Genomic DNA, 22,735 nt, shown 5'->3' with positions numbered 1-22,735 from the left:
GGTCCGCCTTTCGCGTGTTCTAACTGAGTAGTGATCACTGAGCGGCGAAGACCACCGGGTGATCATCGATGAGAGATTTCCGTACGTAACTGGAGGCACATCCCATGACCACCTTCGTGGACCGCGTCGAGCTGCATGTCGCCGCGGGTAGCGGAGGTCACGGCTGTGCCTCCGTCCACCGGGAGAAGTTCAAGCCCCTCGGCGGGCCGGACGGCGGCAACGGCGGCCGTGGCGGTGACGTGATCCTGGTCGTCGACCAGTCCGTCACCACGCTTCTCGACTACCACCACTCCCCGCACCGCAAGGCCACCAGCGGCAAGCCCGGCGCGGGCGACAACCGCTCCGGCAAGGACGGCCAGGACCTGGTCCTGCCGGTGCCGGACGGCACGGTGATCCAGGACAAGGCGGGGAACGTACTCGCTGACCTGGTGGGTCAGGGCACCACCTACGTCGCCGCGCAGGGCGGCCGGGGCGGCCTCGGCAACGCGGCGCTGTCCTCGGCCCGCCGCAAGGCGCCCGGCTTCGCGCTGCTCGGTGTGCCCGGTGACCTCCAGGACATCGTCCTGGAGCTGAAGACGGTCGCGGACGTCGCGCTCGTCGGCTACCCGAGTGCGGGCAAGTCCTCGCTGATCTCGGTCCTGTCGGCCGCCAAGCCGAAGATCGCGGACTACCCGTTCACGACCCTCGTCCCCAACCTCGGTGTGGTGACGGCGGGTTCGACGGTCTACACGATCGCGGACGTGCCGGGACTGATCCCCGGGGCGAGCCAGGGCAAGGGCCTCGGCCTGGAGTTCCTGCGGCACGTGGAGCGCTGCGAGCTGCTCGTCCACGTCCTCGACACGGCGACCCTGGAGTCCGACCGTGACCCGGTCTCCGACCTCGACATCATCGAGGAGGAGCTGAAGCAGTACGGCGGTCTCGGCAACCGGCCCCGTCTCGTCGTCCTCAACAAGATCGACGTACCGGACGGCAAGGACCTCGCCGAGATGGTCCGCCCGGACCTGGAGGCGCGCGGCTACCAGGTCCACGAGGTCTCGGCGGTGGCCCACACGGGCCTCAAGGAACTCTCCTTCGCCCTCGCCGGCCTGGTCGCCGGGGCCCGTGCGGCGAAGCCCGAGGAGGAGGCCACCCGGATCGTCATCCGCCCGAAGGCGGTCGACGACGCCGGCTTCACGGTGGTCAAGGAGGAGGACGGACTCTTCCGCGTACGGGGCGAGAAGCCCGAGCGCTGGGTCCGTCAGACCGACTTCAGCAACGACGAGGCCGTCGGCTACCTCGCCGACCGGCTCAACCGCCTCGGTGTGGAGGACTCGCTGATGAAGGCGGGGGCCCGGCACGGTGACGGGGTCGCCATCGGACCCGAGGACAACGCGGTCGTCTTCGACTGGGAGCCGACGGTCATGGCGGGGGCCGAGATGCTCGGTCGCCGGGGTGAGGACCATCGGTTCGAGGCGCCTCGGGCCGCGGTCACGCGGCGGCGCGAGAAGCAGGCGGAACGCGACGAGGCGGACCAGGAGTTCGACGACTTCGACCCGTTCTAGACCGACCTTGGGGACGGTTCGTTCACTGCGGGCCGGTGGGGCCGTTCGCGCGGTTCCCCGCGCCCCCAAAGCGGGCCCGTCTCTTTCAGGGGTGCGGGGAACTGCGCGAGCAACCCCGACCCACCCGCACCGGTAGAGGCACGCACCGCACCGGAAAACACACCCACCAAGGAAGAGGGGCCCGGAGAATCTCCGGGCCCCTCTTCCTTGCTCGCTCCCCGCGGCAGCGGCTACGCGTTGACGGAGTCGTCCGCCTCGTTCGGGTCCTGCGCGGCCTCCTCGGCAGCGTCCTCCTTCGCGGAGCGCGGGGAGGGGATCTCCGCGGCGAGGCGGGACTCCATGCGGACGCGCCGCTCGTCGGCCTGGGTGCAGAGGTCGTCGATCGCCTGGTTGAAGCGGGCCAGCGACGGCGGGTCGGACGGGCCGAGCAGGTGCTCCTTGAGCTCGGCGCGGGCCGCCGTGAAGCGGTCCTTCTCCGGGTGGCGGACCGACTCCAGGAGCGCCGGCACGCCTCCCGCCTTGGGCGACAGGATGGCGCCCGCGGACACGGTCGGGAAGCCCGCGCGGAACGCCGCCTCGGACATCCCCGAGGTGTTGGCGACCGCGTACGGCTTCTCGCTCGACAGCCAGTCGGAGACGACCGACGAGACATCGCTGATCAGCAGGTCCGCCTGGTTGAAGCAGGCGAAGATGGCCGGCCGCGCGTCCGTGACGATCTGGTGCTCCCACTCCGGGAAGGACGCCCAGTAGGCCTTCTCCCAGGCCAGCGTGGCCTCGACGATGGCCGCCTCACGGTCGCCCCGCGGCGCCCCCTGGAGCAGCATCCGCTCCATTTCGTCCGCGCTCTCGCGGAAGTCGGTGGACGTGAGCTTGTCCAACTCGGCCGTACGGCGCGTCAGTTCGGCGGCGGCACCGGCGTCCGGACGGGCACCCGACCGCTTGGTGTTGGCCTCGCGGATCATCGCCTTGATGCGCTCGTTCGCGGCGCGCGCGCGTGATTCGACGGAACCGGTCATCGGGTGCGGCTTGTAGAGGAGCCGTACGCCCTCGTCCGCGAGCAGCCGCTTCACGATGTTCTCGCCGGCCAGCACCACCGAGGTGTTGCCGGGGTTGCCGTCCCAGCCCTCCCACGTGGGGGCGTACAGCACGGTCGTGTACGTACCCGTGGGCGCCCCGGAGTAGGGGCGGATCGGCGCCAGCTGCGGGCGGCCGACCTCCACGATGTCCTTGTCCTCGACGCCGACCTCGGCCAGCGCGTACCGCTCGCGCGCCGCGGGACCGGCCACCCACACCTCGTCGTACGCCTTCGCGTACGGGTTGCAGGAGGACAGCTTGTCGGACTCGCCGTGGTTGATGAAGGCGTGCTTGACCGTGGGGATGCGCAGGACCTGCGAGGTCTTCGCGGCGTTGGCCGGGTGCAGCATCATCTTCAGCGTCGAGTTCTCCAGCGAGAACATCGTCGTGACCTTGGGGAAGCAGATGACCGGGACGTCCGTGGCGTCGATCTTCTGCACCATGAAGCGCTCACGCAGCACGATCAGCGGCTTGGCGTCGACCGAGGAGAGCGTGGAGAGCCACATGTTCGCCTGGTACGCGGAGGTCGTACCGCCCGAGAAGTACATGGCGACGGTCGGCCGGTAGTCGGCCAGCCACTTGTCCAGCCACTCCATGACCTTCTGCTCGCTCATGGCGCGCTTCTTGGGCAGCAGCCAGGTGGCGAGGTAGGCCGTGCCGCCGCCGACAAGGACGAGCGCGATGCCGACGCCGATGGCGCCCCAGTACCCGTCCGTGGTGGCCGCGGTGACCATCAGGCCGGCCGTGGTCGGGACCGAGAAGGTGAGCAGGCGGTGACCCGGGCGGCGGGCCAGGACGCGCGGCGGCGCGGCGCTCAGGCGCAGCGCGGACGCGTCGATGTTGCGGGTGACGATCGGCAGCGTACGGGTGCGGCGGACCACGACCGCGGCGGCCTGGCAGGCGAAGTGCAGGGCGTAGAACACGCACATCGCGACCAGCAGCGGAGCCTGTTCACGCGTCGGGTTGATGCCCTCGATCCGCAGGAGTCCCACCAGGATCAGCATGTCGCGGAGCAACTGCCGGACCGTGACGTCGAAGCGGACCTTGCCCAGGAGCGAGAGCAGACCGGGGTCCCGGTACTGCAGGAACACGTCGAGGGCGAGCCCGGCGGCGCTCGCGGCGATGAACACCGGGACGTTCGGCAGCAGAGCGGAGACGATCTGCGCCGTGAAGAGCGCGAACATCGAGAGCAGCGCCAACAGCTGCACGATGCGGCGGGGGGCGAGTCCGGCGGAGGGCACGGAATGGGCTCCTGCGAGGGATGCGACGGATGGGGGGATACAACGGGATGGGGATACATGGGGGACGGCCTCGTCAAGCTCCGCGAATCCCCACGATTCCTCGCGGTTCCTCGTGCGAGCGGGAAGCCGATCCCTGACCGTATGACTTCGGCGGGCCCGCTAGCAATCTTGCGTGAGGTCATTCACCGTATTTCGGGCTAAAAAGACTGGAACCTGTGAGGCGGTTCTCTCGTCTTCCTCCATCAGGCCTCCTGTGGCCCCCGTGCCGTCCGCCACTCGAAACGCGGCGGCGCCGGCCACCCTCGGTCACGTAGATTGCACAGACCGGGCTGGTCGGAACATTGGGGTACAGCGTGTCAGCGGCAAGGCAGGCGGCAGGACAGGCGGCGAGTCCGGGCGAGGGGGCGGCCCGAAGGGCCTCGGTCGAGGGTGGTGGCGGGAGACGGGCGGGCGTGGCGGAGGCCCGCAGGATCGTCGTCAAGGTGGGTTCCTCGTCCCTGACCACCGCGTCCGGAGGCCTCGACGCCGACCGTGTGGACGCCCTCGTGGACGTCCTCGCCAAGGGCCGCAGCGGCGGTGAGAAGGAGATCGTCCTCGTCTCGTCCGGTGCCATCGCCGCGGGCCTCGCCCCGCTGGGCCTGCGCCGCCGCCCCCGGGACCTCGCCCGCCAGCAGGCCGCCGCCAGCGTCGGCCAGGGCCTCCTGGTCGCCCGCTACACCGCCTCCTGCGCCCGCTACGGCGTCCGCGTCGGCCAGGTGCTGCTCACCTCCGACGACATGAGCCGCCGCGCCCACCACCGCAACGCCTCGCGCACCCTCGACAAGCTCCTCGCGATGGGCGCCCTGCCGGTCGTCAACGAGAACGACACCGTCGCCACGGACGAGATCCGCTTCGGCGACAACGACCGGCTCGCCGCCCTCGTCGCCCACCTCGTCCGCGCCGACCTGCTGGTCCTCCTCTCCGACGTGGACGGGGTGTACGACGGCGACCCCAGCAGGCCCGGTACGACGCGGATAGCGGAGGTGCGCACCCCGGCCGACCTCGCGCACGTCGACATCGGCAGCGCGGGCAAGGCCGGCGTCGGCACCGGCGGCATGGTCACCAAGGTCGAGGCGGCCCGTATCGCGGCCGCGGCCGGCATCCCGGTCGTGCTGACCAGCGCGGTGCACGCCGCGGACGCCCTCGCGGGACGGGACACCGGCACCTACTTCCACGCCACCGGCCGCCGCTCCGCCGACCGGCTGCTGTGGCTCCAGCACGCGTCGACCCCGCAGGGTGCCCTCACCCTCGACGACGGGGCCGTGCGCGCGGTCGTCGAGCGGCGTACGTCCCTGCTGCCGGCCGGTATCGCGGCCGTCGAGGGCGACTTCACCGCGGGCGACCCCGTCGAACTGCGCGACAGCGCGGGCCGGGCGGTCGCCCGGGGGCTGGTGAACTTCGACGCCAAGGAGATCCCGCAGCTGATCGGCCGCTCCACGCACGAGCTGGCCCGCGAGCTGGGTCCCGCGTACGAACGTGAAGTCGTACACAGGGACGATCTGGTGCTGCTCCACCCGTAAACGGCCGAAAGGAAGGGCCCCCGCCGGTGGACGTTCCGTGCTGTGTTCATCCGGGGGAAACCCGGACCCCCGGCCGAAAACAGGTGGGAACGCCCGACAAAGGCGCTGTCCGGAGGTGGACCTTCGGTAAAAGTGCCACGCGGAGCTTTCCCACCTGCTCAACTTTGTTTCAGGGAGACCCCCTCAGTCCGACAGTCCGAGCGGACCCATTGCGTAAAGGAGGCCGTCGTGAGACGAGTGCGCCCTGGGGCGGCGGCGTCCCGCGGTGGTGTCGGCTCCCGGGTGGCCGGCGAGGAGCGGGCCCTCACCAGCGTCGCGGCCGGCGACACCTACGAGGTCGAGGAGCCGCAGGACCTGCCGAGGCTCTGGCACGTCACGCTGAGCGTCTCGGGCGCCGAGGCCCCGCTGAAGGAGGTCAGGCGCGGACTTGAACAGCTCGCCCACGACCATCCCTTTCTGCTGACCAGCCGCTATGCCAACGACCACGCGGAGATCCGCTACTGGGAAGAGGCCCGCGACCTGCACGACGCCGCCGCGGTCGCGCTGCGCCTGTGGGGCGAGCACCGGCAGACCGCGAAACTGCCGCCCTGGGAGATCGTCGGCCTGGAGGTCATCGACCGCGAGACCTACCACCAGCGCATCGCCGAGGGATACGGCCCGCTGCCGGCGACACCTGTGGGCGTACACCCTTTCTAGGGGCATTTCGGGACCTGTCTCGCGGTGTGGGACAACGGCTGAACACCTTTCGCGGGCGCACTACTCTGCGGGATATGACCACGCTCTCGCCGTACGACTCGATGTCCCCGGTCACCCAGGCCGCCTACCGTGCCAAGGGCGCCGCCGCCGACCTCGCCCCGCTCCCGCGGGCCGAGAAGGACGACGCGTTGCTCGCGATCGCGGACGCGCTGGAGGTCCGTACGAGCGAGATCGTCGAGGCCAACGCCAAGGACATCGCGCGCGCCCGTGAGGCCGGCACCAGCGAGTCGATCGTCGACCGGCTCACCCTCACCCCCGAGCGGATCCGCGCGATCGCCTCCGACGTGCGTGACGTGGTGGCGCTGCCGGACCCGGTCGGCGAGGTCGTCCGCGGCTCGACCCTGCCGAACGGCATCGACCTGCGCCAGGTCCGCGTCCCGCTCGGCGTCGTCGGGATCATCTACGAGGCCCGCCCGAACGTGACCGTCGACGCGGCCGCCCTCTGTCTCAAGTCCGGCAACGCGGTCCTGCTGCGCGGCTCGTCCTCAGCGTACGAGTCCAACACCGCCCTCGTACGGGTCCTGCGCGACGCGGTGGGCGGCTCGGGCCTGCCCGCCGACGCCGTCCAGCTAGTGCCCGGCGACAGCCGGGAGTCCGTACGGGAGCTGATGCGCGCCCGCGGTCTCGTCGACGTGCTCATCCCGCGCGGCGGGGCCTCCCTGATCCAGACGGTCGTCCAGGAGTCCATCGTCCCGGTCATCGAGACCGGCACCGGCAACTGCCACGTCTACATCGACGCGCAGGCCGACCTCGACATGGCGATCGACATCCTGATCAACTCCAAGGCGCAGCGGCCCAGCGTCTGCAACGCCGCCGAGACGCTCCTCGTCCACCAGGACATCGCGGCCGAGTTCCTGCCGCGCGCCCTCGACGCCCTCGCGGACGCCGGGGTCACCGTGCACGCCGACGAGCGCGTCCTCGCGTACGCCAAGGACTCCAGGGCCACCGTCGTCGAGGCCACGACCGAGGACTGGGACACCGAGTACCTGTCGTACGACATCGCCGCCGCCGTCGTCGACTCGCTCGACAAGGCCGTGGCGCACATCCGGCTCTGGAGCTCCGGGCACACCGAGGCGATCGTCACCACCTCGCAGCAGGCGGCCCGCCGGTTCACCCAGTTGGTCGACTCCACGACGGTCGCCGTGAACGCGTCCACGCGCTTCACCGACGGCGGCCAGTTCGGCTTCGGCGCCGAGATCGGGATCTCCACGCAGAAGCTGCACGCGCGGGGGCCGATGGGGCTGCCGGAGCTGACGAGCACGAAGTACATCGTCACCGGCGACGGGCACATCCGCCGCTGAGCGCGGGCTGTGCGGGCCATGCTGCGTGGGCTGTCGGCGCGCTCTGGGGGGGGGCTCCGGAGGGGCTCCCTGGAACGGCGTCCAGGGCCACTGCGGGCGCGTCGGAGGGGCTCTCCGGGACGTGCCGAGAGGGCTCTCCGGGACGTGCCGAGGGGCGCTCGGGGAACTCGCAGAGAAATCCCCGCACGGAGTGTTTGGGGGTCTCCCCCGGAAAGCGTCTCGCGGGGCGGATGAATTTCCTTACCGTCTGCCCAAATTGACCACCCCGGTCTACTCTGGATCCGTGCCGGAGGACGTGGGGGGCACGCCGTTCCCTGACGGCTGGGAGCCCGACGACGACCGTGACCGCGGGGGTGCGGACGAAGAGTTCGCCTCCGTGGTCTTCGACGAGGCCTTTGTACGGGCGGCAACGGTTCACGAACCGACCGCGGTCGAGCGCCTCCTGGCTGCCGCGCAGGCGAGAGCCGAGGCCTCCGAGGCCGAAGCACGCCGCGCACACCCCCGGGGGGTACGCGGCGACGACGAGCTCTACGACGACGGATTCGGACCCGGCGGACGTGGTGATTTCGGCCACGACCCGGAGCTGGACGACCTCGACGACCGCGACGTCCTGCACGGGGGCTACGGCAACCCGGGGACGTACGGGAAGCAGGCCCGCTGGCACCGGCCCGTCGCCTGGATGCTCGCCCTCGTGATGGGGATCGGCATGGTCGCGCTCGCTTTCACCGCGGTCTACCGGGGATCCTCCTCGGGCAGCCGGGACCAGGTCCCGCCGCCCGCCTCCACCGGCCTCGAACAGGGAAGCGGAGTGGGTCCCTCTGCCTCGGCCGACTATTCCCAGCCAGCCGTCTCGGCGGTGCCGCGCACGCCGTAGGGCCTCCGTGAGGTCCTGTCGGAACTTGTCGTGTACCAGGGCGTTTACCTGAGGTCCCTGCGACCTACTCTGAATGTATGGGCGGACCTGGAGACCCACCTGAGGGGACCCCCGAGGGTGCTCCTGGTGGTGGCGAGGAAGAGTACCGATCCGTCGTCTTCGACGAGTCGTTCGTCCGGGCTGCCCGCCTCCAGGAGTTCTCCGCGCAGGAGCGGATCGGCGACCACGCCCCGGCCGTCCGCCGCCGCCCGCCGATGCGGCGGGGCCTGTCCCGGCAGGCGCTGATCCTGGTCCTGCTGATCGCCGTGGCCTTCGGCACCGCGATCTACATGGGCGTACGTCATCCGTACCAGACGCCCGCCGCGAAGCACCCCGAGCCGCTGCGGATGACCGTGATACCGCTCGCGCCGCAGAACGCCGTGCCCGGCTCCACCGACATCGATTCGCTGTACGCGCACAGCCCGGCCGACCAGTTCCGCATCGGCGCCGAGGGCATCACGCTGCCCGCTTCCCGGCGTACCGCCCACTTCTCCGACAGCCAGGTCGTCACCGCGCTGACCACGGCGAAGGACTACCTCGTCGAGTCCGCGCTCGACCCGGACGTCCTCACCGGAGGTGCCACCCGGTCCGTGCGGATACGGCTCGACCCGCAGCAGCTCGACCAGTTCGACCAGAGCTTCACGCGGCCGACCGCGGACGGACGGCACGCGCCCACCGGCTGGCTGGTCCGCTTCGACCCCAACCGGGCGGAACTGGCCGACACCAAGATCCGGGTGCAGGGCACGCTGTCGGCCGCCGAGACCGACTCCGACACCCTTGAGGTCAGCGCCGACCACACCTTCGTCTACGCCCTGCGGCCGACCGGCTCGGACGAGAAGGCCAGGGCCTCGCTGTTCACCGTGCGGCGCGAGCTGCACTTCCGGTTCGACCGCGACGACCTGCGTATGCACCAGACCGAGCTGGTCGTCTCGTACGTCCAGGCCGGGCCGCTGGCCTGCGCAGAGGACGCGACGAATCATCTGCGCCCGCTGCTCGCGGGCGAGACGGCCAAGGCGGGCGGCCCGGCCGGCACCGACCCGTACGCGACGGGCAGCGCCACGTCCCTGTGCGGCTCACTGGCGGCGAGCGCCCAGCCGAAGCTGTAGTTCGGCCTACTGTATTTCTGGCCCTGGGCCGTGTCCCGAGCATGGACCTGGCCTCGAGCCATGGATCAGGCTCTGAGGTGTAGCTCCGAGCCATGGGTTCGGCCTTGAGATGTAGCTCCGGCCCCGATTTCCAGCTCCGGCCCGGTCGTGGTTCCGGCTCCTCCGGGGTCCGGGATTTCGGCGGCCCGGCTTCAGGCCGGCCCCGCCCTTCCGGCCCCGGGCTCAGACCGGCCCGGCCTTCCGGGGTCGCGGAGAGCCTGGGCTCAGGGCGACCCCCCGGGCTCAGGCCTTGCCGTTGCTTCCGCTTCCGTTGGGGCTGTCGTCGTCCGGGCGGTCGGTGGGGGGCTGGTCCGCGGGGGAACTGCTGCCAGCGGCGCCTCCGCTGCCGGTCGCGAAGCCGCCGAAGCCGCGCCGGACCCGGCCGCCGAGGTCGCCCGCGCCGCCCGCGATGTCGCTGACCAGCTTCATCAGCGGGTCCTTCGAGTTCTTGACGTCGGTCGCGTAGCTCGCGGCCGACTGGCGGAAGGAGTCCGTGACCGAGGTGTCCCCGTCCTCGTCCCGGCGCGGGTAGTGGCCGTCCATGATCCGCTGGTAGTCGCGGGACTCGGCCCACTTCTTCAGCTCGGCCGCCCGGACCGTGGTGAAGGGGTGGGAGCGGGGCATGACGTTGAGGATCTTGAGCACCGAGTCGCGGAGGTCGCCACCGGCCTCGTACTCCTCGGCCTGGGCGAGGAACGCGTCCACGTTCATCTCGTGCAGGTGGTTGCCGCCCGCGATCTTCATCAGGCCGCGCATCGAGGCCTTCAGGTCCTGGCCGACCAGGAGACCGGCGCGGTCCGCGGACAGCTCGGACTTGCGGAACCACTCGCGCAGGGCGGTCACGATCGCCATGATCGCGAGGTTGCCCAGCGGGATCCACGCCACCCGCAGGGCGAGGCTGGTCAGGAAGAGCAGGATCGTGCGGTAGACGGAGTGGCCGGACAGCGCGTGGCCCACCTCGTGGCCGATGACCGCCCGCATCTCCTCCTCGTCGAGCAGCTCCACGAGGCCGGTGGTCACGACGATGATCGGCTCGTCCAGGCCGATGCACATCGCGTTCGGCTGGGGGTCCTGGTTGACGTACATCGGCGGGACCTTCTCCAGGTCCAGGATGTAACAGGCGTCGCGCAGCATGACGTTCAGGTGCGTGAACTGGGCGTCCGAGACGCGCACGGAGTCCGAAAGGAACAGCAGCCTCAGACTGCGCTCCGGGAGCAGGCCGCTGAGCGCCTTGAAAACGGTGTCGAAGCCGCTGAGCTTGCGCAGGGCGACCAGGGCCGAGCGGTCCGCCGGGTGTTCGTACGCCCGCGAGGAGATCCCCTCGAAGCGCCGGCGCTGCCTGCTCGGTACGTTCTCGTGGCTTTCTTCTGGCATGTGGTCCCCCATGCGTTTGGTTGCCTTCTGTGCCCCCAAGGCGGGGCCCAGCCTAGGCGGAGATACCGTGGACGGGCAGTACAGCGAAGGAGTCGTACGTCATGGAGCATCTCCCCGAGCCCTGGTTCACCGAGGCCGCGAGCGCCGCCCAACAGCAAGGGGCGGGGAATCTCCTCCGTGTCGTGCTGATCGTGATGGTCGTCGGCTGTGTGCTGACTGCCTGGTTCCTTCTGCGCGGCTACAAACGGGACGAGTGAGGCCGGGCGGAAGGTTCCCGACCACTTAGACCCGCGGAAGGCTCCGGACGGTTGAGAAGGGCCGGAGGATCTCCTTGCGGACGGCGGGAGCCCGCGTCGCGGAGGCCGATGGTTCGGGGCGCCGGAGACCGGGCAGTCCTGACGGCGGAGTCGGAGTGATACCGGCTACAGCCCCCGCTTACGATGTGCGGAAGTCTTTATCCCGCATCCCGCCCACACCGGATAGGTCCTGCCGAAGATGAGCATCCACAGCACCGCTGCCCAGTTGGTCACATTCGCCGCCGAGGGCGAGGAGCACGGCGGCAACCACGAGAGCCTCAGCCCCTACCTGACCGGCGGCGGGGCCTTCTTCATCCTGATGCTGCTGCTGTGGATCACCACCCGCTTCAACCGGGACCGCTGACGCCCACGCGACCGGACCCGTCGCCGGGGCCGGTAGGGTCTGCACGCATGGGAGAGCAGGACATGCCTACCGGTCCGGCGGGTGGCACGGCGCGCAGCGCGCGGCGCGGCCCGGGAAACGGCCCGTCGAACCCGGGAAAGCGCCGCCTCGGCGTGATGGGCGGAACGTTTGACCCGATCCACCACGGGCACCTCGTGGCGGCCAGTGAGGTCGCCGCGCAGTTCCACCTCGACGAGGTGGTGTTCGTGCCGACCGGACAGCCGTGGCAGAAGACCGACCGCAAGGTCTCCCCGGCCGAGGACCGCTATCTGATGACGGTCATCGCGACCGCCGAGAACCCGCAGTTCTCCGTGAGCCGCATCGACATCGACCGCGGCGGCCCGACCTACACCACGGACACCCTGCGCGACCTTCGGGTGCTCAACCCCGACGCGGACCTCTTCTTCATCACCGGCGCCGACGCGCTCGGCCAGATTCTCACCTGGCGCGACGCCGAAGAACTGTTCTCCCTCGCGCACTTCATCGGGGTCACCCGGCCCGGCCACATACTGACCGACACCGGTCTGCCGGAGGGCGGTGTCTCGCTCGTCGAGGTCCCCGCGCTCGCCATCTCGTCCACAGACTGCCGTGCGAGGGTCGCGAAGGGCGACCCGGTCTGGTATCTGGTGCCGGACGGTGTGGTGCGCTACATCGACAAGCGAGACCTGTACCGCGGCGAGTGAGCCGAGAGGGGCACCGGTGAACGACCGATACGACGCTGGGTACGGGGGCGACCAGTACGAGCTCGTCGGCTACGACGAGTTCGGGCAGCCTGTGTACCGGCAGGTGCCGTCACCTTCCCAGAATTCCCAGGCCCCCCAAGCTCCGGGGGCCTCTCAGGCCCAGCAGGAGTACGGCTCGTACGACCCCTACGGGGGGCAGGCGCAGGGGTACGGGCAAGGGCACCAGGGGCAGCAGGCACATCAGGGTCAGCACGGGCATCAAGGGCAGCAGGGCCAGGGATACGGGCAGGGGTACGGGTACGACCCGTACGCGATGGGCCAGCAGGGGCAGCAGGCGTCGCCTGTGGTGTCGTATGACACGGGTCAGCAGCAACCTGTGGCGCCCTATGACACCGGTCAGCAGCAGGGCCAGGCACAGGCCCAGGCCCACGTCGCGGAGCAGACCGCCTACATCCCGCAGCAGGCACGCCCCGCTCAGTCCCCGGAGCCGCCGGAGTCCCCGGAGGACGGGCGGCAGGGCGACGGGCAGCCGGGCGACGGACCGCAGGGTGAACGCGAGTACCGGACCGAGCAGTTCGCCTTCGTGGAGGAGCAGCCGGAGAACTCCGAAGACGTCATCGACTGGCTGAAGTTCACCGAGAACCGCACCGAGCGGCGCGAGGAGGCCAAGCGCCGGGCGCGCGGCCGGGTCGTCGCCCTGGTCGTGGTGCTCGTGCTGGTCGCGGTCGGCGGGGTCGGCTACCTCTGGTACGACGGCAGCCTGCCCGGAACGTCCTCCGAGTCGGCGTCCGGCACGACCACCGCCGGCGGCGCCCAGAACCGCGACGTGATCATCGTCCACCTGCACAACACCAAGGGCGGCGGCACGGCGACGGCGCTGCTCGTCAACAACACCACCACCAAGCAGGGCACCACCGTCCTGCTGCCCAACTCCCTTGCCCTGACGGACGACAACGGCACCACGACCACGCTCGTCAAGTCGGTCGACGACGACGGGTCCTCCGGGACGCGCGACGAGATCGACACCGTGCTCGGGACCGACGTCGAGGGCACCTGGCGTCTCGACACCCCGTACCTCAACAACCTCGTCGAACTCGTCGGCAACATCGACATCGACACCAACGCGGACGTGCCGGACCCGGAGGCGAAGAAGAAGGGCGAGGCGCCCCTCGTCAAGGAGGGCAAGCAGCAGACGCTGAGCGGCAAGATGGCCGTCGCGTACGCCACTTACCGCGCCTCGGGGGAGTCGCAGAACGCCCAGCTGGAGCGGTTCGGCCAGGTCATGCAGGGAGTGCTGCGCAAGCTGTCGTCGGACCCCGAGGCCGCGACGACCACCGTGCAGTCGCTCGCGCAGATCCTCGACCCCTCGCTGAGCGACAAGGACCTGGGCGCGTTCCTGGCCAAGCTCGCCGACCGTGCCAAGGGCGGCGACTACAAGACGGCGCTGCTGCCGGTCCAGACGGACGGCAGGCTCAGCGCGCAGGCCAGTGACAGCGTGGTCAAGGACGTGCTCGGCGGCGCCGCGAAGAGTCCCGAGAAGGGCGCGGCCGTCCAGGTCGGCATCCGCAACTCGACGGGCGACAAGGGCGCCACCGAACAGGCCCGGGTCGTGCTGCTGAACGGCGGTTACACCTTCGTCGACGGCGGCGACACCGACGTCGCCCAGGCCGTGTCCCAGATCACCTACGCCGACGCCGCGAGGAAGGACGACGCGGCGGAGGTCGCCAAGACGCTCGGCCTGCCGACGAGTTCGGTGAAGAAGGGCAAGACCACGTCGAACGCGGATGTGTCGGTAGTACTGGGCCAGGACTACAAGGTGGGCGTCTCGGCGGGTTTGTCGGGCGGGTGACGGTCCGGTTACGGGCGGTGCCCTCGGGATGCCTTCGGGGCGCCCGGGCGGGTCGGGGTCGGCTTCGGGCACTCGGCGCAGGCGCCGGCTGCCTGCGCCGGTGCGGGCAGCCGGCGCGGACACCCGGTACTGGCACCGGGCGTGCGCGGGGGCGGTGCGGACGCCCCGGGCGCGCCCGGGCCGTGATCGGTTAATCGCGTGGGGTGCTGTCGGCGGTCCGTGAGACCCTTGGGGCAGGGCCTGCCCGGCGGAGCAGGCCGGAGGAGTGCGATGGCGTCCGGCAAGCGCGGATGCGCGTGCCAGACCCCGCGTCTCCGGCATGATCCGCCGCACAGGCCCCACCCCTCGGGGGACTCCTGACCGTCTACGGAAAGCCTTGTAGTGACCGCCACTGACCGCTCTATCGAGCTCATCACCACCGCCGCGCAGGTGGCCGCCGACAAGCTCGCGCACGACATCATCGCGTACGACGTCAGCGACGTGCTGTCGATCACGGACGCCTTCCTGCTGGCCTCCGCGCCCAACGACCGCCAGGTCAAGTCGATCGTCGACGAGATCGAGGAGCGGCTGAACAAGGAGCTCGGCACCAAGCCGGTGCGCCGCGAGGGCGACCGTGACGCCCGCTGGATCCTGCTCGACTACGTCGACATCGTGGTGCACGTCCAGCACAGCGAGGAGCGGGTGTTCTACGCGCTGGAGCGGCTCTGGAAGGACTGCCCCGAGCTGGACCTGCCCGCGGACGCGAAGGCCACGCGCGGCAAGGGCGCCGAGCACGCCGAGCTCCAGGACGCGGAGGACACCGCCGAGCTGCGCGGAGAGCTGCGGTGACCGCCGGGGCGGAGCTTCCGGCGGCGGACGGCAGGCCGCTGTCCGAGGCCGGGAAGAAGGCGGGCCGCGGGCGCCGCGTCATCCTGTGGCGCCACGGCCAGACGTTGTGGAACGTGGAGCGCCGCTTCCAGGGCACGACGGACGTCGAGCTCACCGAGACAGGCGTGGGCCAGGCCCGCCGCGCCGCCCGGCTGCTCGCATCCCTGAAGCCCGACGCGATCGTCGCCTCGGACCTGAAGCGGGCCGCGAACACGGCCGCCGAACTGTCCGTGCTCACCGGCCTCGACATCACCCACGACGAGGGCCTGCGCGAGACCTACGCGGGCCTCTGGCAGGGCCTGACGCACGAGGAGATCATCACCCGGTACGGCGACCAGTACGCGGCGTGGAAGCGCGGCGAGCCGGTGCGCCGGGGCGGCGGCGAACTGGAGACCGAGGTCGCCGACCGCGCGGCCCCCGTGGTGCTCCGGCACGCCGACAAGCTCCCGGACGACGGCACGCTCGTGGTCGTCAGCCACGGAGGCACGATCCGCACCACCATCGGCCGCCTCCTCGGCCTGGAGTCCCAGCACTGGGAGAGCCTCGGCGGCCTCTCCAACTGCTGCTGGTCCGTCCTCGGCGAGGGTGCCCGCGGCTGGCGACTGCTGGAGCACAACGCGGGGACACTGCCGGAGCCGGTACTGGGAGACGACGACTAGACGCTCCGCCGGAGCCGCTTCCGGGCTTCCGGCCGGGGCGCGGGGTCACGGTGCCGGGCGCCTGTCGAAGGGGCGGGGCTCGGACCGCTCCTTCGAGGTGCTGGTGTCGTCCGGCGCGAGCCGTCGTGGGGCACTCGTAGGGCGCGTCGGCGGGCCTTCCGTACGGCCCCCGATGCCCCGCGGGACCGGATTTCACTTTCCGGCTGGTCGCAGGCTAAAGTTCTTCTTGTTCCGCCGCCGGGAAGCCGGGTCGGACACCGTGAGGGGCTATAGCTCAGTTGGTAGAGCGCCTGCATGGCATGCAGGAGGTCAGGAGTTCAATTCTCCTTAGCTCCACAGATCAGCACCGCAGATCGATGATCCCGTTCCCGTCAGGGGGCGGGATTTTTCGTGCCCTCCACTGCTGCCGGAGCTCCCTCAGCCGCGCGGCCCTCGCACTCGTCTCCTCGTCGGCCGGCCGGTAGACCACGATCCGGGATTCCGGCATCCCGTCGACCGACAACGACACCGACGTCATCCGCAACTCGCCCACCGCCACGTGCCGGAACGTCTTCACGCGCGGTCCCGGCGGCGCCACGTCCCCGTTCCGCCACAGCCGGGCGAAGTGCGCGCTGGCCTCCGACAGCCTGCGTATGAAGTCCTCCCACACGGGCTCGCCGACATGTCTCCCGTACGCGGCACGTAACGTCGCCACCATCATCGGCAGCTCGCTCTCCCTGAACACCAGCGGGCAGTCCTCCTCGGAGGCCGTGAACAGCGTCCACAGCGCGTTGCGGACGGCACCGCCGGCGGGGCGCGTCTCCGGCACGAAGAACACGTCCCGGTAGCCCGCGTTGGTGGCGAGGATGTCGAACCGCGTGTTGTAGACCACAGCCGGGCTCGGGTCGAGGGAGTCGACTATCTCCTGGACCTCCGGCCCCACGGCCAGCGCGGTCGACTCGGCGCCGTGCGTGTACGGCACCTCCGCCAGGTCGTACAGATGCTCGCGCTCCGGCTGGTCGAGCCGCAGTGTGCGTGCCACGGCGTCCAGCACCTGTGGTGACGCGTTGATCGGCCGCCCCTGCTCCAGCCACGTGTACCAGGTGACGCCGACCCCCGACAGCTGTGCCACCTCCTCGCGCCGCAGCCCGGGCGTGCGGCGGCGCAGACCCGGCGGCATCCCCACGTCGGCCGGTGTCACCCGCGCCCGCCTGCTCCGTAGGAAGGCGGCCAGCTCCGGCCGACGCCGCTGTGTCGTGGCCATCGTCGTCACATCCCCCATCGTCGACCCCCGCCCCGGCCCCTGCCAGGTGCTGTCAGTACCAGCATCGACGGGCTCTCGGCACCCGTACCCGCCCGCCCCCACGCTCGATGCCATGACGACGACAACCCCCGCGGGCCCGGACTCCGCACCCGGACCCGGTCCCGGACCAAGCCCTGCACCAAGTAAAACTCCCGGCACTGACAATCGCCCCGGACGCCTGCTCGCGATCGTCCTCGCCGCCCAGTTCATGGCGCTCCTCGACGTCTTCATCGTCAATGTCGCGGTGCCCACCATCGGCGCCGAACTCCACGCCTCCGGCGCCGAACTGCAGCTGGTGGTCGCCGGATACGCCATCTCGTACTCAGTGCTGCTGATCACCGGCGCCCGCCTGGGCGACCTGCTCGGCCACCGCCGCGTCTACCTGGCCGGCCTCGCGCTGTTCACGACGGCCTCGCTCGCCTGCGGACTCGCCCAGGGCACGGGCGAGTTGATCGCCTTCCGGCTGATCCAGGGAGCCGGCTCGGCCGTGATGATCCCGCAGGTCCTCAGCCTCATCCAGCGGAACTTCACCGGCGAGGCCAGGGGCAGGGCCCTCGGCCTGTACTCGGCGGTCCTCGCGACCGGCGCCGCGGCCGGGCAGGTGGTCGGCGGGGTCCTGGTCAGCGCGGACCTGTTCGGCACGGGCTGGCGCCCGGTCTTCCTGGTGAACGTGCCCGTGGGCGTCGTACTGCTGGCGCTCGGAGCGCGCGTCCTGCCGCGCGACGACGCACGCGCTCCGGAGCGCGCGCACCGGCTCGACCTGCCGGGCCTGGTGCTCCTGGGCGCGGCCGTGTCGCTGCTCACGGTGCCGCTGGTGCTCGGGCAGGAGGAGGACTGGCCCCTGTGGTCCTGGCTGTCGCTCGTGGCCGCCGCGGTCGCCTTCGCCCTGTTCTGCGCGTACGAGTCCCGGCTCGCCCGGCGCGGCGGCACGCCGCTGATCGCGCCCAGGGTGCTGCGCCACCCCGGCATGGGGCTCGCGGTCTTCCGGATCATGGCCGTGATGGCGGTCAACGGAGGCTTCCTGTTCGCGCTCACCCTGCACGTCCAGGGCGGCCTCGGCTTCAGCGCGCTGCGTGCCGGACTCACCTTCGCGCCGACCGCGGTGGTCTTCGGGCTGGTCGGGCTGACCTGGCGCGGGTGGCCCGCCTCCTGGCAACGCGCCCTGATCCCGGCCGGATTCGCGCTCGCCGCGGTCTGCGTCGCGGGCGTGGGCCTGGCGCTGCGGGACGGCCACGGGGCCGGCTTCTGGCTGTACGTGGCGTTCGCCGGCGTCGGCACCGGGCTCGCGCTCGGCTTCAGCCCCACTCTCACGCGGGCGCTCGCCACCGTGCGTCCCGAGGACGCGGCGGACGCCAGCGGCCTGCTCGCCACGGTCACCCAGCTCGGTCAGCTGATCGGTGTCGCGGTGTTCGGCACACTCTTCTTGAATCGACTTGAGTCACTTGGGGCCCTGGGGGCGTATACCTCTTCGGACGCGCTTCTCGTCTGCATGTTCGCGCTGGCCGCGACCGCCGCGACGGGTGCCGTGTCCGGACTGGTACGAAGGCGTCGCTGACCGTATTGGCCCGGCCGTGGCAGAATCAAACGGCCGGAAGGGGCGGCCCGACGGGAGGGAGTGGCGATGCCTGCGAGCATCCTCGGGGAGGTCGACGACCTTCCCGGATCCGAGGTGATACGGGACCGGATCACCCGCCTCGACCGCCCTTCCCGCGGTTCGGCCCACGTCGCCCTGCTTCTCGGCGACAGCGGCGGAACTTCCTACGTGTGCACGGCCTGCGGCCACAGCTGGAGCTGATCGATGGGTGCACACAGGCGCAAGTGCGATTGGTGCGGCAGTGGTACGCCCATCGTGCGCGACATGGAGCCGGTCAACCACGACTACCAGTACTGGTGCGAGGAATGCGCTCGGGCGCTGATCATAAAAGGCGACCCGATCGAGACGTACCGAGAGCTGGAGGGCGAGCCGATCTACGGCCGACTCCTCGACGAGCACTGCACGCTCAAACGGTTCTACTCCTTCGCCACTGCCTGACGCCGACCGGGGATTCGCCACAGGGTGCCCCGGCCACGGCGACCCCGGGTCCCAAGACGGCCGTGAGCGCCGCTGAGGCGACCGCGGAGGCCCGTTCCGGGGTGCGTGGCAGCGAGCGGACATCCCGCACGGCGACGGGCCGGAGATCGGCGCTGTCCGCCGTGACCGTCCGCCTCGTCCACGCGTACCGGAAACGATTTGGTGGTGCACCGGGGGACCGGTAATGTTGGCGTCGCCGCCGGGGAAGTCCGGTGGAACACCGCAAGGGGCTATAGCTCAGTTGGTAGAGCACCTGCATGGCATGCAGGGGGTCAGGAGTTCAAATCTCCTTAGCTCCACAGCAGATGAAGGCGGGCCATCCGATAAGGATGGCCCGCCTTTTGCATTCGCTCGCTGTTGTGTCTCTTGCTTGTGCGGTTCGGCGGTTCGGCGGTTCGGCGGTTCGGCGGTTCGGCGGTTCGGCGGCCCGGTCTCCCGGGCCGCCGGTGTGTCAGCGGCCGCGGCCCAGGGCTCGGCGGCCGCCGCCACCGCCCTCGCGTACGGCGGGGAGGTTCTGGCGGGGGGCCGCTCCGCGGGTGTCCTCCTCCAGGCGCAGCGCGAGCGCCGGGCAGCGGCGTACGGCACGTAGCGCCTTCGCCTCCGCGTACCGGGGCACCCCCGCCTGCGCGACGGTCGGGAAACCGTCGGCGCCCAGCTGGAAGACCTCCGGGAGGATGTCCGCGCACAGGCCGTGTCCGCGGCACAGTGTCCAGTCGACGTAGATCTTCTGGCGGCTGGGGCCCTGCTCCGGCTCCGCCTGGCCGCCCGGGATGCCGGTGGGCTGCTGGCCGCCCTCGAAGAGCGGCAGAACGCCTTCCACGGGCCGTCCGCAGCCGTTGCCGAGGACATGCGCGGCCAGGTCGTCCGTGAACGCCTTGATGGTCGACTCCAGGAACATCGCGGAGCCGTCGGGGTGCGAGCACGCGCCGCGCCGCTTCACGGCGTTGGCGACCTGCTTGAGCGCCTCCAGGGCCGCCGGGCCGCCGCCGTTGAGGATGTCCTCCATGCCGCGCGCCGCGGCGGGCAGGCCGAGGTAGCAGGGACCGCACTGTCCCGCGCTCTCCTCCGCCAGCCACTGCGCCACCCGCAGCGACTCGCCCAGCGGGCAGGTCGCCGTGCTGATCGGCAGGATCGCGCCCGCGCCGAGCGCACCGCCCACCGCGTCCAGGGAGTTGCGCGAGACGATCGCCTCGTTGACCGTCGCGGAGTCGATCCACTTGCCGTGGTACCCGCCGGTCAGCACGCCCTGCGGGACCGGCGGGGCGCCGGCCAGCTGCAGGATGTACCGCAGCGGTACACCCGTGGGGGCCTCGATCACCATCGGGCGGGCGACCGCTCCTGAAACGGTGAGCATGACCGTGCCGGGCTCGTCGTACAGGCCGGTGTTGCCGTAGCGCTCGGCGCCGATGCGCGCGGCGATCGCCAGCTGGGCGAACGTCTCGGCGTTCGACAGCAGCGTGGGTGCGCCGCCGACACCGTTCTGCGAGGCGCTGGTCTTGCGGCCCGGCGGGATCGCGGGACCGCCGTCGATGGAGCGGACCAGTGAGGCCGCCGCTCCGGTCACCATGCGCACCGGATTGCGCTGCACGCGCGCGCGGATGGTCGCTCCGCGCCGGTTGGTCAGCCCGCGCTCGGAGAGCGCCGCCTCCATCGACCGCTGCGTGGACTCACGTGTCACCCCGACGACCAGGGTGCGTGCGCCCAGCGCCTCGGCGACCAGCAGGGCGCCGTCCAGGATCAGGTGCGGGGCACGGTTGATCATCACCGTGTCCTTGCGGCAGGCGGGCTCGTCCTCACTGCCGTTGACGACGACCACGGGACGAACGCCGCGGCGGATCGCCGCCTCGGCGACCGACCGCAGTTTCTTGTGGAACGGGAAGCCCGCGCCACCGCGGCCCTTCAGGTTGATGCGTTCGGAGAGCTGCGCGAGCTGCTCTCCGCCCATCGGCTCGAGCGGTCCGTGCACCTTCAGGTGCATGGGCAGGTCGAGTCTCTCGACGAGATCGAAACCGGAGGTGAGCTGGGGAAGGCCCACCACTCGGACTTCGGGGACGTCGGGAAGGGCCTCGTTCACTAAAAGCCTCCGGAAGGCGCGTTCCAGGGTTCGCCGTTGCTCGGTGCCTCGTAGGAACCGGGCAGCGTTTCAGTGGCGGGACCGCTGTTGTACGTGTCGTTCGGGTTGTACGTACCGAGGGGGTCGTTCGTCTCACCGGTGTCGTACACATCACTTGTGCCGTACGCGGGGACGGCGCCGGTGTCGTACATGGCGTTCGCGTCGTACGTGGGGATGGTCCCGGTGTCGTACGTCGGTGTCCCCGCGGGGCGCGGCGGGGCCTCGTAGAGCGGCGGGGACGGGGCCGGCCAGCGGGGCCCGGTGTTGCCGTCGACCCGCGGCATCGCCTCCGTGGGCTGCATGTCCATCGGTACCTGCATGCGCTGGGCGGGGTCGGGCGTCAGCGGGTCCTGCGCGCGCGGGGTGTTGACGGCCCGGTACGCGGCCGCGAAGCCGCCCGTGTCCGTGAGCGATCCGGTGTCCGTGAAGGACGCCGAGTCCTGGAGGGCGGAGCGCTGCGGGGACTCGTACGCCCCGGACGGGGACGACGTCCGCTGCGAGGGAACCGCCATGTCCGGGAAGCCGGGACGACCACCACCGCCGGGCAGCGAGGAGTCGGCGGCACGGCGTGGCCCGGGCTCTTCGCGGTAGGAACGGTTGCCGCCGTCGAGCAGGGACAGGACGCGCCCGGCGACCTTCCGCTTGAACGACAGGGGGGCCGACCGCAGGAGCAGCGCGCCCATGACTGCGACCAGGGCCAGGCCGTAGAGGATCACGAAGACCGGCTTCGCCTCGCGCCCGGCGAAGAGGCCGTGGATCAGGGCCGAGCACCAGGCGGGGTAGGCCAGCATGTGCAGCGCGCGCCAGCGACCGGCGACCTGCACGGGGGACGAGAAGGCGCTGCGCAGTGCGCCGGTGAGGGCCGTGACGACCATCAGGAGGCCGGCCAGGGTGCCGAAGCCGATGAGCCCGTCGGTGCCGGTGACGCCGAGGCCGAAGGGGATCACGACCGCGATCGCCGAGGTGTGGTCGAGCACGAGCTTGACCGAGATGTGCAGCAGCAGGAAGCCGACCGAGGCCACCGCCGTGCTCCTGTGCACGGCCTGGGCCGTCAGCCTCTGGCGCGTGTTGAGGAAGACCCGGTCGGTCGCGACGAGCCCCCAGAGCACCGAGAGGGTGAGGGACACGAGCGACAGAACGCCCGCTCCGAAGTTGAGGAATTCACGGAATCCATCACCTCCGACCACGACGACGAGGGGTATCAACAGCAAAGCGGCAGCAGTCACTCCGCCCCGGACCGATCGGCTCGGCTGGGTGAGTGTGCTGTTGTTACGGCGAGAGTTCATGGGGGCAACTCCGAACAGTTCGGGAAAGCGGTCCCGCTGCCGCACTCTAGGTCGAGCCATACCGAGGGGTACGAGGTTTGAGTTATTGCGCTGTTATCAAGGGGCAGCGAGGGAGTTGTGATGTCCCTTAGAGGCCCTTACGCGAAGTAACTTTTGACTTTTGTTCAGCTTCGGTCGACCTGGTGCGGGCGTGACACGCAGTGCCGCAGCGTAGCCGAAAGCGCGTCGCGGTCCGCTCGGCCGCTGCGGTACCCTGACGTCATGCGTGCCGTACGCCTTCTGCTTAGCGAGCCGCGCTGATCAATCCCGGTCGCCGGAAACC

At 70.7% G+C, this 22,735-nt stretch carries 20 protein-coding genes and 2 tRNA genes; 17 read left to right on the top strand and 5 right to left on the bottom strand.

What is annotated here, in order from left to right; genetic code table 11:
* The first annotated feature begins 104 nt into the window (after window positions 1-104).
* The gene (gene obgE, locus ACH4YP_RS21150) at window positions 105-1,541 is read left to right on the top strand and encodes a GTPase ObgE (RefSeq protein ID WP_398491742.1); all 1,437 of its coding nucleotides are present in this window, start codon (window positions 105-107) and stop codon (window positions 1,539-1,541) included.
* 230 nt (window positions 1,542-1,771) lie between these two features.
* Here the strand turns inward: obgE and ACH4YP_RS21145 are convergent, their stop codons facing one another.
* Window positions 1,772-3,856 (bottom strand): hypothetical protein, encoded by a 2,085-nt coding sequence (locus ACH4YP_RS21145; RefSeq protein WP_398491740.1) that lies wholly within the window; start codon window positions 3,854-3,856, stop codon window positions 1,772-1,774.
* Between the two features lie 452 nt (window positions 3,857-4,308).
* Between ACH4YP_RS21145 and proB the strand changes: the two genes are divergently transcribed.
* The 5 genes from proB to ACH4YP_RS21120 all read left to right on the top strand — a co-directional run bounded on the left by proB (window position 4,309) and on the right by ACH4YP_RS21120 (window position 9,491).
* Window positions 4,309-5,415, top strand: a complete 1,107-nt coding sequence (proB, locus tag ACH4YP_RS21140; protein ID WP_361059309.1) for a glutamate 5-kinase — start codon at window positions 4,309-4,311, stop codon at window positions 5,413-5,415.
* Window positions 5,416-5,652: 237 nt separating this feature from the next.
* Window positions 5,653-6,111: a hypothetical protein gene (locus tag ACH4YP_RS21135; RefSeq protein ID WP_055610583.1), complete on the top strand. Its 459-nt coding sequence runs from the start codon at window positions 5,653-5,655 to the stop codon at window positions 6,109-6,111.
* Between the two features lie 74 nt (window positions 6,112-6,185).
* On the top strand, window positions 6,186-7,472 hold the full coding sequence (locus ACH4YP_RS21130) for a glutamate-5-semialdehyde dehydrogenase (RefSeq protein ID WP_361059311.1): 1,287 nt from the start codon (window positions 6,186-6,188) through the stop codon (window positions 7,470-7,472).
* Window positions 7,473-7,728: 256 nt separating this feature from the next.
* Window positions 7,729-8,346 carry a hypothetical protein gene (locus ACH4YP_RS21125; protein ID WP_361059313.1) on the top strand — a complete coding sequence of 206 codons (618 nt, stop codon included), beginning with the start codon at window positions 7,729-7,731 and terminating at the stop codon, window positions 8,344-8,346.
* A 77-nt stretch (window positions 8,347-8,423) separates the two neighbouring features.
* Complete coding sequence (locus ACH4YP_RS21120) at window positions 8,424-9,491, top strand: hypothetical protein (protein WP_361059315.1); 1,068 nt, start codon at window positions 8,424-8,426, stop codon at window positions 9,489-9,491.
* A 282-nt stretch (window positions 9,492-9,773) separates the two neighbouring features.
* Here ACH4YP_RS21120 and ACH4YP_RS21115 read toward each other — a convergent pair whose 3' ends face one another.
* Window positions 9,774-10,904, bottom strand: a complete 1,131-nt coding sequence (locus ACH4YP_RS21115) for a M48 family metallopeptidase (RefSeq protein ID WP_361059317.1) — start codon at window positions 10,902-10,904, stop codon at window positions 9,774-9,776.
* Between the two features lie 101 nt (window positions 10,905-11,005).
* Between ACH4YP_RS21115 and ACH4YP_RS21110 the strand changes: the two genes are divergently transcribed.
* From ACH4YP_RS21110 to ACH4YP_RS21080, 7 genes are all read left to right on the top strand, one after another.
* Window positions 11,006-11,161, top strand: coding sequence for a hypothetical protein (locus tag ACH4YP_RS21110; RefSeq protein WP_359714744.1), 156 nt, complete (start codon window positions 11,006-11,008; stop codon window positions 11,159-11,161).
* A 238-nt stretch (window positions 11,162-11,399) separates the two neighbouring features.
* Window positions 11,400-11,564 carry a hypothetical protein gene (locus ACH4YP_RS21105; protein WP_169801889.1) on the top strand — a complete coding sequence of 55 codons (165 nt, stop codon included), beginning with the start codon at window positions 11,400-11,402 and terminating at the stop codon, window positions 11,562-11,564.
* Window positions 11,565-11,611: 47 nt separating this feature from the next.
* Complete coding sequence (nadD, locus tag ACH4YP_RS21100) at window positions 11,612-12,286, top strand: nicotinate-nucleotide adenylyltransferase (protein ID WP_361059320.1); 675 nt, start codon at window positions 11,612-11,614, stop codon at window positions 12,284-12,286.
* 16 nt (window positions 12,287-12,302) lie between these two features.
* The gene (locus ACH4YP_RS21095; RefSeq protein ID WP_398491735.1) at window positions 12,303-14,135 is read left to right on the top strand and encodes an LCP family protein; all 1,833 of its coding nucleotides are present in this window, start codon (window positions 12,303-12,305) and stop codon (window positions 14,133-14,135) included.
* A gap of 381 nt (window positions 14,136-14,516) precedes the next feature.
* Window positions 14,517-14,963 carry a ribosome silencing factor gene (gene rsfS, locus ACH4YP_RS21090; RefSeq protein ID WP_398491733.1) on the top strand — a complete coding sequence of 149 codons (447 nt, stop codon included), beginning with the start codon at window positions 14,517-14,519 and terminating at the stop codon, window positions 14,961-14,963.
* A 38-nt stretch (window positions 14,964-15,001) separates the two neighbouring features.
* Window positions 15,002-15,661, top strand: coding sequence for a histidine phosphatase family protein (locus ACH4YP_RS21085; RefSeq protein WP_398491821.1), 660 nt, complete (start codon window positions 15,002-15,004; stop codon window positions 15,659-15,661).
* Window positions 15,662-15,924: 263 nt separating this feature from the next.
* A tRNA-Ala gene (locus tag ACH4YP_RS21080) sits at window positions 15,925-15,997 on the top strand.
* Window positions 15,998-16,001: 4 nt separating this feature from the next.
* Here ACH4YP_RS21080 and ACH4YP_RS21075 read toward each other — a convergent pair.
* Entirely contained in the window at window positions 16,002-16,922 is a 921-nt protein-coding gene (locus ACH4YP_RS21075) for a helix-turn-helix transcriptional regulator (protein WP_398491731.1), read from the bottom strand.
* Window positions 16,923-17,016: 94 nt separating this feature from the next.
* Here ACH4YP_RS21075 and ACH4YP_RS21070 point away from each other — a divergent pair, with 94 nt between their 5' ends.
* The 4 genes from ACH4YP_RS21070 (at window position 17,017) to ACH4YP_RS21055 (ending at window position 19,313) form a co-directional block, all read left to right on the top strand.
* Window positions 17,017-18,498 carry an MFS transporter gene (locus ACH4YP_RS21070; protein WP_398491729.1) on the top strand — a complete coding sequence of 494 codons (1,482 nt, stop codon included), beginning with the start codon at window positions 17,017-17,019 and terminating at the stop codon, window positions 18,496-18,498.
* A 66-nt stretch (window positions 18,499-18,564) separates the two neighbouring features.
* The gene (locus tag ACH4YP_RS21065; RefSeq protein WP_361059330.1) at window positions 18,565-18,738 is read left to right on the top strand and encodes a hypothetical protein; all 174 of its coding nucleotides are present in this window, start codon (window positions 18,565-18,567) and stop codon (window positions 18,736-18,738) included.
* Window positions 18,739-18,741: 3 nt separating this feature from the next.
* On the top strand, window positions 18,742-18,975 hold the full coding sequence (locus ACH4YP_RS21060) for a hypothetical protein (protein ID WP_010986886.1): 234 nt from the start codon (window positions 18,742-18,744) through the stop codon (window positions 18,973-18,975).
* Window positions 18,976-19,240: 265 nt separating this feature from the next.
* Window positions 19,241-19,313 (top strand) — tRNA-Ala (locus ACH4YP_RS21055).
* A 152-nt stretch (window positions 19,314-19,465) separates the two neighbouring features.
* Here the strand turns inward: ACH4YP_RS21055 and ACH4YP_RS21050 are convergent.
* Together ACH4YP_RS21050 and ACH4YP_RS21045 are read right to left on the bottom strand one after the other, a co-directional pair.
* Window positions 19,466-21,088: an NADH-ubiquinone oxidoreductase-F iron-sulfur binding region domain-containing protein gene (locus tag ACH4YP_RS21050; protein WP_359714757.1), complete on the bottom strand. Its 1,623-nt coding sequence runs from the start codon at window positions 21,086-21,088 to the stop codon at window positions 19,466-19,468.
* A complete protein-coding gene (locus ACH4YP_RS21045) occupies window positions 21,088-22,413 on the bottom strand; it encodes a cytochrome b/b6 domain-containing protein (RefSeq protein ID WP_361059333.1) in 1,326 nt (441 codons plus the stop codon). Before ACH4YP_RS21045 ends, ACH4YP_RS21050 begins: the two co-directional genes overlap by 1 nt.
* Window positions 22,414-22,735: the final 322 nt, after the last annotated feature.

Source organism: Streptomyces sp. NPDC020747, assembly GCF_044334695.1.
Taxonomy (GTDB): Bacteria; Actinomycetota; Actinomycetes; order Streptomycetales; family Streptomycetaceae; genus Streptomyces.
The sequence above is the reverse complement of the archived record's forward strand: the minus strand, read 5'-3'. Positions and strand labels throughout refer to the sequence as shown.

Excerpts from the sequence above, each read along its gene's own strand:
- ACH4YP_RS21120 (WP_361059315.1), top strand. The coding sequence starts at position 8,424 with ATGGGCGGACCTGGAGACCCACCTGAGGGGACCCCCGAGGGTGCTCCT.
- ACH4YP_RS21075 (WP_398491731.1), bottom strand. The coding sequence starts at position 16,922 with ATGGGGGATGTGACGACGATGGCCACGACACAGCGGCGTCGGCCGGAG.
- obgE (WP_398491742.1), top strand. The coding sequence starts at position 105 with ATGACCACCTTCGTGGACCGCGTCGAGCTGCATGTCGCCGCGGGTAGC.
- ACH4YP_RS21045 (WP_361059333.1), bottom strand. The coding sequence starts at position 22,413 with ATGAACTCTCGCCGTAACAACAGCACACTCACCCAGCCGAGCCGATCG.
- ACH4YP_RS21060 (WP_010986886.1), top strand. The coding sequence starts at position 18,742 with ATGGGTGCACACAGGCGCAAGTGCGATTGGTGCGGCAGTGGTACGCCC.
- ACH4YP_RS21130 (WP_361059311.1), top strand. The coding sequence starts at position 6,186 with ATGACCACGCTCTCGCCGTACGACTCGATGTCCCCGGTCACCCAGGCC.
- ACH4YP_RS21110 (WP_359714744.1), top strand. The coding sequence starts at position 11,006 with ATGGAGCATCTCCCCGAGCCCTGGTTCACCGAGGCCGCGAGCGCCGCC.
- ACH4YP_RS21070 (WP_398491729.1), top strand. The coding sequence starts at position 17,017 with ATGACGACGACAACCCCCGCGGGCCCGGACTCCGCACCCGGACCCGGT.
- ACH4YP_RS21105 (WP_169801889.1), top strand. The coding sequence starts at position 11,400 with ATGAGCATCCACAGCACCGCTGCCCAGTTGGTCACATTCGCCGCCGAG.
- ACH4YP_RS21065 (WP_361059330.1), top strand. The coding sequence starts at position 18,565 with ATGCCTGCGAGCATCCTCGGGGAGGTCGACGACCTTCCCGGATCCGAG.
- nadD (WP_361059320.1), top strand. The coding sequence starts at position 11,612 with ATGGGAGAGCAGGACATGCCTACCGGTCCGGCGGGTGGCACGGCGCGC.
- ACH4YP_RS21115 (WP_361059317.1), bottom strand. The coding sequence starts at position 10,904 with ATGCCAGAAGAAAGCCACGAGAACGTACCGAGCAGGCAGCGCCGGCGC.